Origin of the sequence: Nitratireductor sp. B36 (assembly GCF_020833685.1) — a bacterium.
Lineage (GTDB): Bacteria > Pseudomonadota > Alphaproteobacteria > Rhizobiales > Rhizobiaceae > Nitratireductor.
Genome location: NZ_JACKZY010000002.1, coordinates 876765 through 891136, shown reverse-complemented (window position 1 = coordinate 891136; position 14372 = coordinate 876765). Strand labels below are relative to the sequence as shown.

Annotated in this window: 15 protein-coding genes; 1 reads left to right on the top strand and 14 read right to left on the bottom strand. The window is 60.1% G+C overall.

The features are described 5' to 3' along the window. Positions 1-7 precede the first annotated feature (7 nt). The 4 genes from H7H48_RS10810 to yajC all read right to left on the bottom strand — a co-directional run bounded on the left by H7H48_RS10810 (position 8) and on the right by yajC (position 4237). Entirely contained in the window at positions 8-856 is an 849-nt protein-coding gene (locus H7H48_RS10810; protein ID WP_229449052.1) for a phytoene/squalene synthase family protein, read from the bottom strand. A 1-nt stretch (position 857) separates the two neighbouring features. Beyond that, entirely contained in the window at positions 858-1247 is a 390-nt protein-coding gene (locus H7H48_RS10805) for an Mth938-like domain-containing protein (RefSeq protein ID WP_229449051.1), read from the bottom strand. Beyond that, complete coding sequence (gene secDF / locus H7H48_RS10800) at positions 1247-3820, bottom strand: protein translocase subunit SecDF (RefSeq protein ID WP_229449050.1); 2574 nt, start codon at positions 3818-3820, stop codon at positions 1247-1249. Before secDF ends, H7H48_RS10805 begins: the two co-directional genes overlap by 1 nt. Positions 3821-3889: 69 nt before the next feature. Further along, positions 3890-4237 (bottom strand): preprotein translocase subunit YajC, encoded by a 348-nt coding sequence (gene yajC, locus H7H48_RS10795; protein ID WP_229449049.1) that lies wholly within the window; start codon positions 4235-4237, stop codon positions 3890-3892. A gap of 242 nt (positions 4238-4479) precedes the next feature. On the opposite strand from yajC, the gene H7H48_RS10790 reads away from it, so the two are divergent. Then, the gene (locus H7H48_RS10790) at positions 4480-5358 is read left to right on the top strand and encodes an ATP-binding protein (RefSeq protein ID WP_229449048.1); all 879 of its coding nucleotides are present in this window, start codon (positions 4480-4482) and stop codon (positions 5356-5358) included. Between the two features lie 88 nt (positions 5359-5446). Here the strand turns inward: H7H48_RS10790 and H7H48_RS10785 are convergent, their stop codons facing one another. The 10 genes from H7H48_RS10785 to H7H48_RS10740 all read right to left on the bottom strand — a co-directional run bounded on the left by H7H48_RS10785 (position 5447) and on the right by H7H48_RS10740 (position 14370). Further along, positions 5447-7075: a peptidoglycan DD-metalloendopeptidase family protein gene (locus H7H48_RS10785; RefSeq protein ID WP_229449047.1), complete on the bottom strand. Its 1629-nt coding sequence runs from the start codon at positions 7073-7075 to the stop codon at positions 5447-5449. Positions 7076-7185: 110 nt separating this feature from the next. Then, positions 7186-7839 (bottom strand): protein-L-isoaspartate(D-aspartate) O-methyltransferase, encoded by a 654-nt coding sequence (locus tag H7H48_RS10780; RefSeq protein WP_229449046.1) that lies wholly within the window; start codon positions 7837-7839, stop codon positions 7186-7188. Continuing rightward, positions 7836-8594: a 5'/3'-nucleotidase SurE gene (gene surE / locus H7H48_RS10775; RefSeq protein ID WP_229449045.1), complete on the bottom strand. Its 759-nt coding sequence runs from the start codon at positions 8592-8594 to the stop codon at positions 7836-7838. The genes H7H48_RS10780 and surE overlap by 4 nt, the downstream gene beginning before the upstream one ends. A gap of 4 nt (positions 8595-8598) precedes the next feature. After that, the gene (gene serS, locus H7H48_RS10770) at positions 8599-9882 is read right to left on the bottom strand and encodes a serine--tRNA ligase (RefSeq protein ID WP_229449044.1); all 1284 of its coding nucleotides are present in this window, start codon (positions 9880-9882) and stop codon (positions 8599-8601) included. A 66-nt stretch (positions 9883-9948) separates the two neighbouring features. Continuing rightward, on the bottom strand, positions 9949-10782 hold the full coding sequence (gene tatC / locus H7H48_RS10765) for a twin-arginine translocase subunit TatC (protein WP_065815102.1): 834 nt from the start codon (positions 10780-10782) through the stop codon (positions 9949-9951). Beyond that, positions 10779-11354, bottom strand: coding sequence for a Sec-independent protein translocase protein TatB (gene tatB / locus H7H48_RS10760; protein ID WP_229449043.1), 576 nt, complete (start codon positions 11352-11354; stop codon positions 10779-10781). Before tatB ends, tatC begins: the two co-directional genes overlap by 4 nt. 53 nt (positions 11355-11407) lie before the next feature. Continuing rightward, entirely contained in the window at positions 11408-11632 is a 225-nt protein-coding gene (locus tag H7H48_RS10755; protein WP_223020928.1) for a twin-arginine translocase TatA/TatE family subunit, read from the bottom strand. A 35-nt stretch (positions 11633-11667) separates the two neighbouring features. Then, positions 11668-12786: an ABC transporter ATP-binding protein gene (locus tag H7H48_RS10750; RefSeq protein ID WP_229449042.1), complete on the bottom strand. Its 1119-nt coding sequence runs from the start codon at positions 12784-12786 to the stop codon at positions 11668-11670. 53 nt (positions 12787-12839) lie between these two features. After that, positions 12840-13571, bottom strand: a complete 732-nt coding sequence (gene scpB / locus H7H48_RS10745) for an SMC-Scp complex subunit ScpB (protein WP_229449041.1) — start codon at positions 13569-13571, stop codon at positions 12840-12842. After that, on the bottom strand, positions 13564-14370 hold the full coding sequence (locus H7H48_RS10740; protein WP_229449246.1) for a ScpA family protein: 807 nt from the start codon (positions 14368-14370) through the stop codon (positions 13564-13566). Before H7H48_RS10740 ends, scpB begins: the two co-directional genes overlap by 8 nt. Positions 14371-14372 lie beyond the last annotated feature (2 nt).

Sequence of the window (14372 nt, the reverse complement as noted above, 5' to 3'; positions counted from 1 at the left end):
TGGTGGCTTAGCGCCAACCTCTCACGGCCCGTTTCAACATGAGCCAGTGACGCCGCCACAGAGGAAGCGAGACAATTTCATCAAGTACCGCCTCCCCACCTGTCTCGAGACGATCAAGGTAAGTGCTTGAAAGGCCTGCAGGCAGAAACGCCGAGCGCAGGCTGGTTGGAAGATCCTTCGCCCCTTCCTCAAATCTCGTCACATGGTGTCTGCCGAGCGCAATCATCGCGGCAAGTGCGCGCGCCGAACCCGCCTTGTCCTCGCCACTCAGCAGAGCCTCGCGTGTGGTTCCGGCCGCTGCGAGCAGGTCGGCGGGTATGTAGCACTGTCCCCGCCTGCGATGGATTGGCAGCATGCGAAGAAGCCCGGCGATGGCCTGCGCACAGCCAGCATGTCCGGCAACCTCGGAAAACCGAGCGGCAGCTGGCGGGTCGAGCACCAGCGCAGCCAGCTGGATAAGTGCAGAGGCCGTTTCGCCACAATAGCCTTCCAGGTCATTCCGGCTCGGCATCGGATCGTCATAAAGATCAAAGATACGCGCTTCCAGGAGATCCAGCAGAGGCTGGACCGGAAGCTGATGAGAACGAACAGCCTCGAGCAGTGCGACCGCTAGGGGCGAGCCTTCGGCGCTTTCCGATGCTGTCTGGGCCATCAGCACATCACGCCAGAACTGCAGCCGCACCTCGCCTGGGAGAGCTTCGCTCACACGATCCCGCATGCCCGCCACCTCAGCGTTGAATGCGTAAAGTGCGAAAAGCGCTGAACGCTTTTCTTCCGGAGCATAAAGAACAGAAAGATAGCGATCCGGATCGGTATCCCGCACCAGAGAAACGACGTATTGATGCCAATCAGTCATCTTAGTCGACAGCGATCAGCGCTGCAGCCACAGTGCGGTCTTCGGCCAAAAGCACATTGTAAGTCCGCACTGCCGCGCCGGTGGCCATGGTCTCCACCGCCACGCCGGCCTCGCGAAATCGTTTGCGGAGCTCGGCCGGCATCGGAATCAGTTGCTCACCCGTACCGACAAGCAAAATGTCGAATTCGCTGGCCTCATCGAACATGCGGGCAAGATCTGCCTCCTCCAGTTCGCCGAAACCGCTGACATCCCATCCGTGAATGCCCGAAGGCAAACACAGGATCGAACCCCGATGCGACATGTCGGCGAAGCGGAAACCGCCATTGCCATAGGCATCAATCGGAGCACGGCCCGGAAAGTGGGCCGCGCGGATTTCGATCCCGCCCGCCATCACTTGGCCGGCAGTTGTCCGGTCGTCTCCGAACCGGCTGATGCGTCATCACCAGCCTGCTCCGCGCCCAGCGCGCCAGTGGAGCGCATGCGGAACAGGATCAGCAAAGGCCCAGCGATGAAGATCGATGAATAGGTGCCGATCACCACTCCGAAGATCATCGCCGCCGTAAAGGAGCGAATGACCTCGCCGCCAAAGACAAACAGAGCCGCCAGCGCCAGCAGCGTCGTCACCGACGTCATGATGGTACGCGACAATGTTTGGTTCATTGACAGGTTGAGAAGCTCAGGCATTGGCATCTTCTTGAACCGTCTGAGATTCTCGCGCACACGGTCATAGACGACCACCGTATCATTCAACGAGTAACCCACGATCGTCAGGATCGCGGCAATACTCGAAAGATTGAACTCAATCCCGGTAATCACGAAGAACCCGACCGTCATGATGACATCGTGCAGCGTCGCCAGGATCGCACCCACGGCGAACTGCCACTCGAACCGCAGCCAGATGTAAATCAGGATCGCCATCAGCGATACCAGCACCGCTATGGTACCTGCACGGGCAAGTTCACCGGAAACCGTCGGCCCGACGACTTCAACGCGGCGGAATTCGTAGGCATCCTCAAGCTCACCGCGGATCTTTGTGATCACGGTCTGCTCTGCATTCTCGCCGCCGTCCTGCGCCTGCACCCGGATCAGCACCTCACGCGGATCGCCGAACTCCTGAACCTGCACTTCGCCAAGGTTGAGATCGGAAAGGCGAGCACGGATATCGCCGATATCTGCGGGTCCCTCGCGAGACTGAACCTCGATCGAGGAACCGCCCTTGAAATCGATGCCATAGTTCATGTTTACGGTCATGAACAACGCTACCGCCGCGATCGACGCAATGGCCGAGAGCGTAAAGGTGACGCGCCGCAGCTTCATGAAGCCGATACTCGTGTTGTCCGGCACGAAACGCAGCGGCGTACGCGGCAGCTCCTTCGGACGGCGGCGCCGCACCCAGTCGGCTACGATCCAGCGTGTCAGCGTGTAGGCCGTGAACACTGTCGTGGCGATACCGATGGCAAGCGTGACGGCGAAGCCGCGGATCGGTCCCGAACCGAGATAGAAAAGGATGATGGCGGCGATCAGTGTCGTCACATTGGCATCGACGATCGTCGCCAAAGCCTTGGAGAAACCGGTGTCTACCGCCTGGATCAATGAGCGCCCGCCAGCCCGCTCTTCGCGTATACGCTCGAAGATAAGCACACTGGAATCGACCGCCATGCCAATTGTGAGAACGATACCGGCAATACCGGGAAGCGTAAGGGTTGCCCCGAGCGCCGATAGGATCGCGATAATCATGGTCACATTCGCTGCGAGCGCCACCACGGCGAACACACCGAGAAGCCCATAGGCCGCGATCATGAACAGAATAACCAGAGCCGCACCGATGACCGAAGCGATTTTGCCGGCATCAATCGAATCCTGCCCAAGGCCCGGACCGACCGTACGCTCTTCGATGATTGTAAGCGTAGCTGGCAGCGCGCCAGCGCGCAGCAGAACAGCCAGATCATTGGCCGACTGAACGTCGAAACTTCCCGATATCTGGCCGGTGCCGCCCAGAATGGGTTCGCGGATTTGCGGTGCAGAGATGACCTGATCGTCAAGAATGATGGCGAACAACCGCCCGACATTCTCCTGTGTCGCCTGGCCAAAACGGGTTGCGCCCTTGGTATCGAAGCGGAAACTCACGACGGGCTCGTTGGTCCGTTGATCGAATGTCGCCTGCGCATCCACGAGGTTTTCACCCGAAACGATGACCCGGTCTTCGATCAAATAGGGAACCGGCGGATCGTCCACCGAGTATTTGATCGTCGTTCCAATAGGAGGACGGCCGTTTATGGCCTCCTGCACCGGCACCGACTGATCCACCATCTGGAAAGTAAGCTTGGCCGTCTGGCCGAGGATGTCCTTCAGGCGCTGAGGATCCTGAAGACCAGGTACCTGAACCAGAATACGGTCGTCACCCTGGCGTTGAATGATCGGCTCGGTTGTGCCGAGCTCGTTGACACGACGCCCTACCACCTCGATGGACTGCGACAATGCAGAGGAAATCCGGTAGTTGATCCCCTCTTCCGTCAACGAATAGCGCAGCAGTCCCGGCTCCGGCTCCGTCAATTGAAGTTCGGTGACGGTCCCACCGCCGAACAGTCCCGAATTGACCGGCTGTGTGAGCTCGCGCAGCGCTTCCTTGGCCTCCGCAACCTGGCCCACGTCGCGGATTCGCACCTGAACGGACTGGCCCGAACCCGTGAGCCCCGTGTAGCCGATCCGCTTCTCGCGCAGCAGCCTCCGGATATCGTCACGCGTCGTGACAATGCGCTCTTCGATCAGTTCCTGCTTTTCAATCTGCAGAAGAATATGCGAACCGCCCTGAAGGTCGAGACCCAAAGTCATCGGCCTTGAAGGCGCCCAGCTTGGCATCGAGGACAGGTAGGATGGCGGTATGATGTTCGGCGCCGCATAGGCGACACCAAGCGCCACGGCCAGCCATATGAGGATCGTTTGCCAGCGCGAAAAATGTAGCATGGGGCCTCGTCGGTTCGGTTTGGAAGGGCCGTTTTGCCGGCCCTTCCCGGCAATCACGTCATATTGCGGTTATTTCTTGGCGGACTGGCTGTTGTCGGCCACCGGTTCGCCCTTGACGCGTACCTCGGCAAGCATGGCGCGCATCGCCGTCACTTTGTTTCCGCCGCCAAGATCGATTTCAAGCTCGGCGTCGTTGAGGACCTTCGTCACCTTTCCGACAAGACCGCCGCCCGTCACCACTGTGTCGCCGCGGCGAACAGCGGCCAGCATTTCGGTCCGCTTCTTCATCTGCTGGCGCTGCGGACGGATGATAAGAAAATACATGATCACAAAGATCAGGACGAAAGGCAGAATGCTGACAAAGATGTCAGGCGCTCCGCCTGTTCCAGCCTGTGCGTATGCCGGGGTGATGAACATCGAAAACTCCTGATATGCGCCGGACGTCCGGCTGGTCATAAATGTGGCCGGAATATAGACTTTCGCCTATCCATTGCAACTGTTCACCGTCTCCGCGCACCGACTTCTGCAAGCGTGTGCACTCCCGGTCGGCACTCCGTACCGCAATGCCCCCTTCCCCGCTTGCAAATACCGCGCCCCTATGAAAGAACCGTACCGTACGGTACGTAATTCATGGCAGCACACGCCTTCGTGAGGGAATCATGACCGACAAGACCATCGAAGTGTTGAGCGAGAAGCTGGACAGGTTGATCGCTGCGGTTCGGGATCTCGGCCCCGCACCTGCTGTACCTCCCCGTTTCGATGTGGCCGACTGCTTCGTCTGGCAGGCTGAGCGAAAAGCCCTTGAACCTGTAGAAATCGTCAATCGGGTAGAGCTCAGTCTTATCCGAGGAGTCGACCGGGTCCGCGATATTCTCGCAGACAACACGGACCGTTTCGCCAAAAGCCTCCCGGCCAACAACGTCCTTTTGTGGGGCGCCCGGGGGATGGGCAAGTCCTCATTGGTTAAGGCGGTGCACGCGGAGGTCAACCGCACCGCCGCGGCCGGACAGCCACCTTTGAAACTGGTCGAGATCCACCGGGAAGATATCGAAACGCTTCCTCAGCTCATGGCGTTTCTGAAGGCTGCCCCCTTCCGGTTCATCCTGTTCTGCGACGATCTGTCCTTCGATCAAAACGACACATCTTACAAATCGCTGAAGGCGGCGCTGGAAGGTGGTGTCGAGGGCCGGCCAGCCAACGTCATTCTTTACGCCACATCCAACCGGCGCCACCTTCTTCCGCGTGACATGATCGAAAACGAACGCTCCACGGCGATCAACCCGTCGGAAGCCGTGGAGGAAAAGGTCTCGCTATCGGATCGTTTTGGGCTCTGGCTCGGTTTCCACAAATGTTCGCAGGATGATTATCTCGAAATGGTCCGCGGCTATGTTGCTCATTTCGGCCTGGAGATAGCTCCAGAAGCGCTCCGCGCTGAAGCGCTTGAATGGGCAACCACGCGGGGCAGCCGATCCGGACGTGTGGCCTGGCAGTTCATCCAGGATCTTGCCGGTCGTCTCGGAAAACGGTTGGACGCATGAACAAAAACCCGCCCTTTCGGGCGGGTCAAAGAGGCGGCCCGACCGGAGGTCTGGCAGGCCGCAGCTTTTCTCGTTATCCAGGGAACGCTTATTCCAGATAGCCACTCGGATTGACGGGCGTCGCATCCTTGCGCACTTCAAAGTGCAGTTTGGGACGATCGGCACTGCCGCTCATGCCCGACAGCGCGATTTCCTGACCGCGTCGCACTTTCTCGCCACGCTTGACCCGAAGCGCGCTAGCATGTCCGTAGACCGTGACCATGCCATCATCGTGCCGTACCAGAACCGTGTTTCCGAATTCCTTGAGGCCGTCACCGGCATAAATCACAACACCGTTTTCCGCAGCCTTGACAGGTGTGCCTGCCGGGACGGCGATGTCGATGCCATCATTGCGGGCCGAACCGGACGTACTGCCGAAATCCGAGATGATCCGCCCACGAACGGGCCAGCGCAGTTTGCCGATGCCGGTGGAATCCGGCGCAACATCGTTGCTTTGCGTTGCAACTGCAGCAACCTGGGTCTGCGTGGAGGAAGCCGCCTGCGGAGCAGATGCTTTCACCGTAGGCGTGGTTTCACGTGTCGTAGCGCTTGTCGTTGTTTTGTCAACTTGCTGCTGCGTCACGCTCGCCACCTGGGATTGCTCGCCGCCATTGCCGGACGGAATGGCCAGCGTCTGCCCGACCCGCAGATATCCATCCGACAGACCGTTCGCCGCCTTGATGGCGCCAACGCTCGCGCCGGTCTTGCGGGCAATGCCGTAAAGCGTATCGCCTGAAACGACCGTATATGTGCCCCCCGCGCTCGAGGTGACAGGGGACGTAGCCGTTCTCCCACCAGCGCTGTGGGTGTTTGCAGCGGCATTGTTGGTCTCAGCACCTTGCGGACGCGATTTTGGCCGGGGCGTTTCGCGCAGGACAGCAAGGCGCTCCTGTGGCTCGCGCTGTGGCGCCGGCTCATTTGGGATCGGCTGGCGTGCAGCCTGCTGTGACGCGCGCGCATCATTGTCCGGTGCAGAGACCGGTGCTCGGCGCGAATAAACATAGGTCGGAATGACAATCTGCCGTCCCGCTTTCAACTCGGACGCGCTCGAAAGATTGTTGGCACTGAGGATTGCTCCCACGGGAACACCAAAGCGTCGCGAAAGATTGTAAGCCGTTTCGCCCTCGCGCACGGTGATGGTCGTGCCGCCCACATCGCTCCAGCCGCTATCGCCGCTGTTGCCACTGCGTGCGGGGGCCTGTGCCGACTGACGCGCGATCGATCCGGTCGGAGTGCGGTCAAGTTTCGGCTGAGGAGCAGCCGCCACCGCCGGTGCCGTTTGTGTTGGCGCCGCGATAGGCTGGCGTTGCACACTGCCGCTGGCAGCGCTGGGGGCAGTCAGATCGACAGGCCGCGTTGCAGCCCGAGCCGCGGTATTCGTGGGCGCGGGCAAAGGTTGCTGCATCGCGCCGCCAACTGAAGCTGATGGCCGCGGCCCTCCGCCCTGCCTGCTGATGGATCCTGTATAGGTAGTATCAAGGCCACTCGCCGTATCGCCGGGATAAGGCTGGCTGGCTGGCGTCATCGCCACACTGCGATTTGTCGATCGCGCATCAGCAAAGTCGCTAGACTTGAAGCGCGAGAGGTCTGAGCTGCATCCTGCCGCCACACCGCCGATCAAGATGACGGCGGCTCCGCGCAAAAGCGCGCGATCGAAATTCCGTGCAATACAACGCATTTGACTACCCGCGTACCCAATACCTGAACACGAGCAATTAAATCGCGTTAATGTTACTCAGCGGTTAAGCCGCGCGCGGAAATTAATAAATCGCGCTGTTCCTCGCGGTTTCAGATCGCTGACGAAACCCCCTTCAGGAGTGGCTGAAGGCGCGTTTCCGCAATATCCGTCCGCTCAAACCTGCTGCCGACTTTCTCCAGTTTGGCAACGCTTTGAACATCATCTCCGGGGCCGATTGGCGCAATCATCACCCCGCCCGTTGAGAGTTGATCCACAAATCGCCGCGGCAGATCATCGAAAGCCGCCCAGGATACGATTCGGTCGAAGGGCCCATCAGCGGGTGCCCCATCCGTTCCATCGGCATGGCGTACAACCACATTGCTGATACCCAGATGGTCCCAGCGCAGTTGTGCCTCCATTCCCAGCGTTCGGTAGCGGTCGAGTGTAAGCACCCTCCCCGCCAGACGTCCCATAACGGCTGCGGTGAAACCGGATCCAGTGCCAATCTCCAAAACCCGGTGTCCGGAAGACAACGCCAGCGCATCAATCACCTGGGCCTGAAAGTCGCAACCTTCGATGGCCTCGCCGCAGGCAATTGGCACCATTCGATCGGACCAGGAAAGCGCGTACCATTCCGATGGCAGAAAGCTGCCGCGCGGCGTCGCTTCCATCGCGGCGAAGAGCTCTTTGCTGCCGACCCCGCTTGCGCGCATGCGCAGCATGAAGGCGGCAAAGCTCTCTCGCTCCTGCCCCGGTTCGATCATGCCAGCGCCTTGGCAAGCTGGTCGCGCACCTCGTGCGCCGTCAGGTCAAGATGCAGCGGCGTGACCGAAACATAACCGTCGCGCACCGCCGCCTGATCGCTGCCCTGGCGAATGTCGGCCTGCTTGCGCCCGAAACGCAGCCAGTAATACGGATAGTTTCGCCCGTCGCGGCGTTCTTCCACGTTGAGCCCGTGCACCATCTTGCCCTGCACGGTCACGAGCGTGCCCTTGGCCTCTTCCGGCGCGCAATTGGGGAAGTTGATGTTGACGAGCACCCCCTCCGGCATCGGGCGTTCGATCAGCTTCTTGAGGATCGGCGGCGCAAGAGCCTCTGCCGTAGCGAAAGGAATATAGCGGCTCTCATCGGTGAAATCGTAGGCCTGGCTCAGTGCAAAGGAGGGAATGCCGAGAAGCGTACCCTCCATTGCGCCGGCCACCGTGCCGGAATAGGTCACGTCGTCGGCAATGTTTGTGCCATTGTTCACGCCCGAAAGGATTAAGTCCGGCGGCGTGTCCATCACGTGCCGGACGCCCATGATCACGCAATCGGTGGGCGTGCCGCGCAGCGCAAAATGCCGGTCATCGATCTTGCGCATTCTGAGCGGCTCGGACAATGACAGCGAATGGGCAAAGCCCGACTGGTCGGTCTCGGGTGCCACCACCCACACATCGTCGCTCAGCGTGCGGGCGATCCGCTCCAGCGTCGCCAGTCCTTCAGCGTGAATGCCATCGTCATTGGTCAACAGAATGCGCAAAGTCTCAGTCCTCTACTGCTTCGATTTTCTCCAGGCCGCCCATATAGGGTTTCAGCGCTGACGGTATCGTGACACTGCCGTCCTCGTTCTGATAATTCTCCAGAACCGCAATCAGCGCCCGGCCAACCGCCGTTCCCGAGCCGTTGAGCGTGTGCACGAAGCGCGTCTGCTTCTCGCCCGCAACCCGGTAGCGCGCATTCATGCGCCGGCCCTGAAAATCGCCGCAGACCGAGCAGGACGAAATCTCACGATAGGCGTTCTGCCCCGGCAGCCACACTTCAAGATCGTAGGTCTTGCGTGCGCCAAAGCCCATGTCGCCGGTGCACAGCACCATGGTGCGGAATGGAAGATCGAGCTTCTTGAGCACGGTTTCGGCGCATTGCGTCATGCGTTCATGCTCATCAATCGCGCTTTCGGCATCGGTGATCGAGACGAGCTCCACCTTGTAGAACTGATGCTGGCGCAGCATGCCGCGCGTATCGCGTCCCGCAGAACCCGCTTCCGAACGGAAGCATGGCGTTAGCGCGGTGAAGCGCAGGGGCAGCTTTTCGCCATCGAGAATTTCCTCGCGCACCAGATTGGTGAGCGAGACTTCCGCCGTCGGGATCAACCAGTGATCATCGCCGGCGCGGAAAAGGTCGTCGCTAAACTTCGGCAACTGTCCGGTGCCGAACATCGCATCGTCGCGCACCAGAAGCGGCGGCTGGACTTCCGTATAGCCATGCTCCTGCGTGTGCAGGTCGAGCATGAACTGCCCCAACGCACGCTCCAGACGGGCAAGCGGCCCCGAAAGCACCGTGAAGCGCGCGCCCGAAAGCTTCGCCGCGCGTTCGAAATCCATCTGGCCGAGCGCTTCGCCGATCTCGAAATGCTCCTTGGCCCAGTTGGCGCGCTTCGGCTCGCCATGTTTGCGCACCTCCACATTGTCGTTCTCGTCAGCGCCAACCGGCACATCGTCGAGCGGAACATTGGGAATGCGCGCCAGCGCGTCGTTCAGCGCCGCATCATGACGCCGCTCTTCGGCTTCACCATCCTGAACGAAGCTCTTCAGCTCCGACACCTCGGCCTTCAGCTTCTCGGCAAGCTCCTTGTCGCCGGAAGCCATCGCCTTGCCGATTTCCTTGGAGGCAGCATTGCGGCGCTCCTGCGCTTCCTGAAGTTTTGTCAGGTGCTGGCGGCGCGCTTCGTCGAGCGCGAGAAGCTTCGCGCTTTCAGGGTCCGCGCCACGCTTCTTCAGCGCTTCATCCAGCGCCTGCGGGTTCTCGCGAATCCATTTGATGTCGAGCATGTCAGATTTCCAATCGCGGAGAGATTGCGGTGAACCGCCTCGAACGCGACAGGAAAGCCAGCAAATCTAGGCGGTCGGCTGATCCGCTTCGTCGGTTTCGTCCTGCGCGGTCTTTTCCTTCTCGCGCTGGCGCTCAACCATACGGGCGGCCCAGATGGCAATTTCGTAGAGAAGGATGGTCGGAAGCGCAAGACCGATCTGGCTTACCGGGTCCGGCGGCGTCAGGATCGCCGCCGCGACAAACGCCGCCACGATCGCATATTTGCGCTTGTCGGCGAGCCCAGTCGAGGTGAGAAGCCCCACCCGCGCCATCAGCGTCGTCACCACCGGAAGCTGAAACACCAGCCCGAAGGACAGGATCAGCGTCATGATCAGCCCGAGATATTCGGAAACCTTGGGCAACAGCGAGATTTGCACAGTGTTGTCCGGCCCCACCTGCTGCATGGACAGGAAGAACCACATCACCATCGGCGTGAAGAAGAAATAGACAAGCGCCGCACCAATCAAGAACAGAATAGGCGAAGCGATCAGGAACGGCATGAAGGCCCGGCGCTCATTGCGGTAAAGACCGGGCGCCACAAACTTATAGACCTGCATGGCGATCACCGGAAAGGCGAGCACCAGTCCGCCGAACATGGCAAGCTTGATCTGGGTGAAGAAAAATTCCTGCGGCGCGGTGTAGATCAGGTCCACCTTGTCCGCGTCTAGACCCGCCCATTGGGTTGCCCACTGGAACGGGATGACCAGCAGATTGAAAATCTGCTTGGCGAAGAAAAAGCAGACGAGGAAGGCCACAAAAAAACCGGCAAGCGCCCACATCAGGCGCGATCGAAGCTCGATCAGGTGGTCGATCAGCGGTGCGGAAGACTGATCGATGTCGTCGTCACGTTCGGCGTTCACGACTTGGCTCCGCTAGTCTTTTTTGCCGGAGCGCGCTTGGTCGCGCTCGCCGTTTTGGTTTTGCTGCCTGCCTTTGGCTTGGCCGTCGTCGCGGGCTTTGTTGCCGGTGCCTTGGTCGCCCTCGGCTTTGCTGCCGTTTTCGTCGCCGTGCGGGGCTTGGCCGTGGCCTTGGGCTTCGCCTCACCCGGCATGCGGGTTGCGCCTGCCTTGGCCGGTTCCGTCGCATGCGGTTCCTTGGACGCCGGCGCGCCCGATTTCGCCGCCTGCGGCTTCATCGCCGCATCAAGACCGGACCGGATCTCCTGCCCGACCTTCTCGATCGGGTTGAGATGTTTCTTGATCTCGTTGCGCGGATCGAGCTTGCGCGCGTCATCCACGAGGGATTTCACATCATCAAGCTCGGCCTCCTGCAGCGCTTCATCGAACTGCTTGCGAAAATCGCCCGCCATGGTGCGCAGTTTGGACGTCGTACGCCCAAAGGTGCGCAACATGCGCGGCAAGTCCTTCGGCCCGACCACGACGATCAGGACGATGGCGATCACCATGATTTCGGGCCAGCCAAGATCAAACATAGGTCACCGGAACGGATAGCAGGAAGCGGAAACGCTGTGCGAATTGCGGCGAATCAGCCGGACTTCTTCTTGCTCGGCTTGCTCGCTTCCTTCACCGGCTCATCGGCCTGATGTTCGACCGTCTTGGTCGTGTCCTCATCATCGTCGGACATGCCCTTTTTGAAGCTCTTGATGCCCTTGGCCATGTCGCCCATCAGCTCGGGTATCTTGCCGCGTCCAAACAGGAGCAGCACCACGACGAGCACGATAAGCCAGTGCCAGATTGAAAAGGAACCCATGATCAGTCTCTTTCACCAATTGCCATTGATTTGATTTATGCGCTTTCGCGCGATGTTTCAAACGATTGTCTCGCGAATACGAGAACATCGCTCTCGATCACGTTCAGCCATATGTCCCGCACGCCCGGTTGCAACTGCCCGCAACGCACGCGGGCACGCACATGCCGGTCAGCCCCGGGGATCGCAAGCTCGAGAAACTCCACCACGCCGAGGAAGCGCCTGGAAACGATCCGCGCCGGTACGGAACCGCGCTCTTGATCCACCTGAAACCCGGACAGGCGAACCGCAACAGTTGCATCCGCGCCCTCTTTCAGCCCATCTGCCGAAAAACGCCCCAGGGGCGTTTCCACACTGCCGGCGTGCACCTGTCCATCAAACTCGTTGATCTCGGAAAAGAAGCCGGCCACGAAAAGATCGGCGGGGCGTCGATAAAGCTCTTCGGCGGTCCCCACCTGAACGAGTTTTCCATCCTTGAGAAGTGCTATCCGATCACCCATACGCATGGCTTCTTCTGCGTCATGGGTCACCACAACGGCGGTCGCACGGCTTTGCCGCAGAATGGAGAGCGTTTCCGCGCGCACACTGTCCTTCAAACGGGAATCGAGCCCTGAAAATGGCTCATCCATCAAAAGCACCGCCGGTCGTGGCGCCAGCGCCCGCGCCAGCGCAACACGCTGCTGCTCACCGCCTGACAGCACGTGCGGATAGGCGCCGGCATAGCCTTCAAGCCCGACCCGCTCAAGCGCGATCATTGCCTCTTTCTGGGCTTCCTCACCCGAAAGGGCAGTCAGTCCGAAGCGCACATTGTCGAGAATGGTCAGATGCGGGAAAAGCGCAAAGTCCTGAAACACGAGACCGATCGAGCGCTTTTCGGGCGGCAGAAACACGTTCGGACCGGCAATTTCGCGCTCGTTCAGAAACACCTGGCCGGAGCGCTGAGCCTCGATGCCGGCAGCAATCCGGAGGAGCGTCGTCTTGCCGGAACCGGAAGGCCCGAGAAGACAAAGCACCTCGCCGGGCTCCGCGCAAAGAGACACGTCCCTGAGTGTTTGCGCGCCCGAAGCATAGGAATGGCTGATATTCTGGAAGGAAAGACGCGCCGCGAAGCTGACGCCGGCCGTTCCACGCGCCGAACTTTGCTTCTTATTGTCCATGCACCGGTATCCCTGGATGGATCGCAGGCGGCCCCTGTCCCGCAGGACTTCCGTCAATCATCCTCAGCGAGCGGTGTCAACAGACCAAGTTCTTCCAGGTCGATATCTGTCAGCGGATCTTCATCTTCTGTGAGTTCATCCGGATCAGTCATCGGCTGCGGCACCGAGAAGTTGACCGGCATTCTGGCGGAAAGCAGTCCAGCCCCCTTCAACTCATCGATGCCCGGCAGATCGCGCAGCTCCGTCAACCCAAAGTGATCCAGAAATTCTGTGCTGGTTCCATAGGTTACCGGGCGCCCCGGTGTGCGGCGGCGGCCGCGCATCTTGACCCAGCCCGTTTCAAGCAGAATGTCGAGCGTCCCCTTGGACGTCTCCACACCCCGAATTTCCTCGATCTCCGCACGCGTGACCGGCTGGTGATAGGCGATCACCGCCAACATCTCGAGCGCGGCACGCGACAATTTGCGCTGCTGGACAGCGTTCCGGTTCATGAGGAACGAGAGGTCGCTTGCTGTTCGAAACGCCCAACTGTTTTCGACGCGGACGAGGTTCACCCCGCGCTTTTCATATTCCTTCTGAAGTTCGGCCAGAGCTTGGACAACATCGGTTCCATCGGGCAGACGCTCGGCCAGAGCCTTTTCGGCCACCGGCTCCGCGCTCGCGAAAACAATCGCCTCCACCATCCGCTTGACCTCGACGAGATGCGGCGAATGCATCTCGGAGGTTTCGTTTTCCAGCTCGCCCTCATTGGCGACAAACGGAACCACATTGCTGTTGTCAGTCATCGGCATTCTCAAAAAGGCTGGCTGGCGCCTTCTTGCCCGTCCGCATGTAGATGGGGGCAAAGGGCTCCTGCTGTCGGATTTCAAGGGCGCCTTCCCGCACCAGTTCGAGAGAGGCAGCGAAAGCGCTCGCAGTGGCTGTCGCCCGTTCTTCAGCCTTGGTCATGTAACGCATCAGGAAGTGATCCAGCGCCGTCCAGTCCCCAAAGTCGCCAATCATCCGCACCAGAATTTCACGCGCCTGCTTGAGCGACCAGACGCCCCGCTTTGCAATGCGTACATTCGTCACCGCACGGCGCTGGCGCTGTGAGGCATAGGCAGTGAGCAGATCATAGAGCGACGCCGCAAAAGCGCTCTCTTTCTGGACGATCACCGGCTCTGGCATGCCACGGGCAAACACGTCCCGGCCCAGACGATTGCGGTTGACAAGCCGCGCCGCCGCATCGCGCATCGCTTCCAACCTCTTCAGGCGGAACTGCAAGAGTGCGGCCATTTCCTCACCGGTCGGCTCTTCATCCTCCGGCTTTTTGGGGATCAGCAGGCGTGATTTCAGATAGGCCAGCCAGGCCGCCATCACCAGATAGTCGGCCGCCAGCTCCAGCCGCATTTTGCGCACTTTCTCGATGAAAGCGATGTATTGCTCAGCAAGGGCGAGAACGGAAATGCGCGCGAGGTCCACCTTCTGTGTGCGTGCTAGGTGGAGCAGCAGGTCGAGCGGCCCTTCAAAACCATCGACATCAACCGTCAGGGCAGGCTCGGAAACGCCATGCTCCTTCGCATTGTCGTCCCACAGCTTGTCCATGG

What these genes read in the sequence shown, in the direction of transcription:
- serS (WP_229449044.1), bottom strand. Translation starts at nt 9,882, where the DNA reads ATGCTCGACATCAAATGGATTCGCGAGAACCCGCAGGCGCTGGATGAA.
- scpB (WP_229449041.1), bottom strand. Translation starts at nt 13,571, where the DNA reads ATGACTGACAACAGCAATGTGGTTCCGTTTGTCGCCAATGAGGGCGAG.
- H7H48_RS10790 (WP_229449048.1), top strand. Translation starts at nt 4,480, where the DNA reads ATGACCGACAAGACCATCGAAGTGTTGAGCGAGAAGCTGGACAGGTTG.
- H7H48_RS10780 (WP_229449046.1), bottom strand. Translation starts at nt 7,839, where the DNA reads ATGATCGAACCGGGGCAGGAGCGAGAGAGCTTTGCCGCCTTCATGCTG.
- H7H48_RS10805 (WP_229449051.1), bottom strand. Translation starts at nt 1,247, where the DNA reads ATGGCGGGCGGGATCGAAATCCGCGCGGCCCACTTTCCGGGCCGTGCT.
- tatB (WP_229449043.1), bottom strand. Translation starts at nt 11,354, where the DNA reads ATGTTTGATCTTGGCTGGCCCGAAATCATGGTGATCGCCATCGTCCTG.
- H7H48_RS10750 (WP_229449042.1), bottom strand. Translation starts at nt 12,786, where the DNA reads ATGGACAATAAGAAGCAAAGTTCGGCGCGTGGAACGGCCGGCGTCAGC.
- H7H48_RS10755 (WP_223020928.1), bottom strand. Translation starts at nt 11,632, where the DNA reads ATGGGTTCCTTTTCAATCTGGCACTGGCTTATCGTGCTCGTCGTGGTG.
- yajC (WP_229449049.1), bottom strand. Translation starts at nt 4,237, where the DNA reads ATGTTCATCACCCCGGCATACGCACAGGCTGGAACAGGCGGAGCGCCT.
- H7H48_RS10740 (WP_229449246.1), bottom strand. Translation starts at nt 14,370, where the DNA reads ATGGACAAGCTGTGGGACGACAATGCGAAGGAGCATGGCGTTTCCGAG.
- H7H48_RS10785 (WP_229449047.1), bottom strand. Translation starts at nt 7,075, where the DNA reads ATGCGTTGTATTGCACGGAATTTCGATCGCGCGCTTTTGCGCGGAGCC.
- secDF (WP_229449050.1), bottom strand. Translation starts at nt 3,820, where the DNA reads ATGCTACATTTTTCGCGCTGGCAAACGATCCTCATATGGCTGGCCGTG.
- H7H48_RS10810 (WP_229449052.1), bottom strand. Translation starts at nt 856, where the DNA reads ATGACTGATTGGCATCAATACGTCGTTTCTCTGGTGCGGGATACCGAT.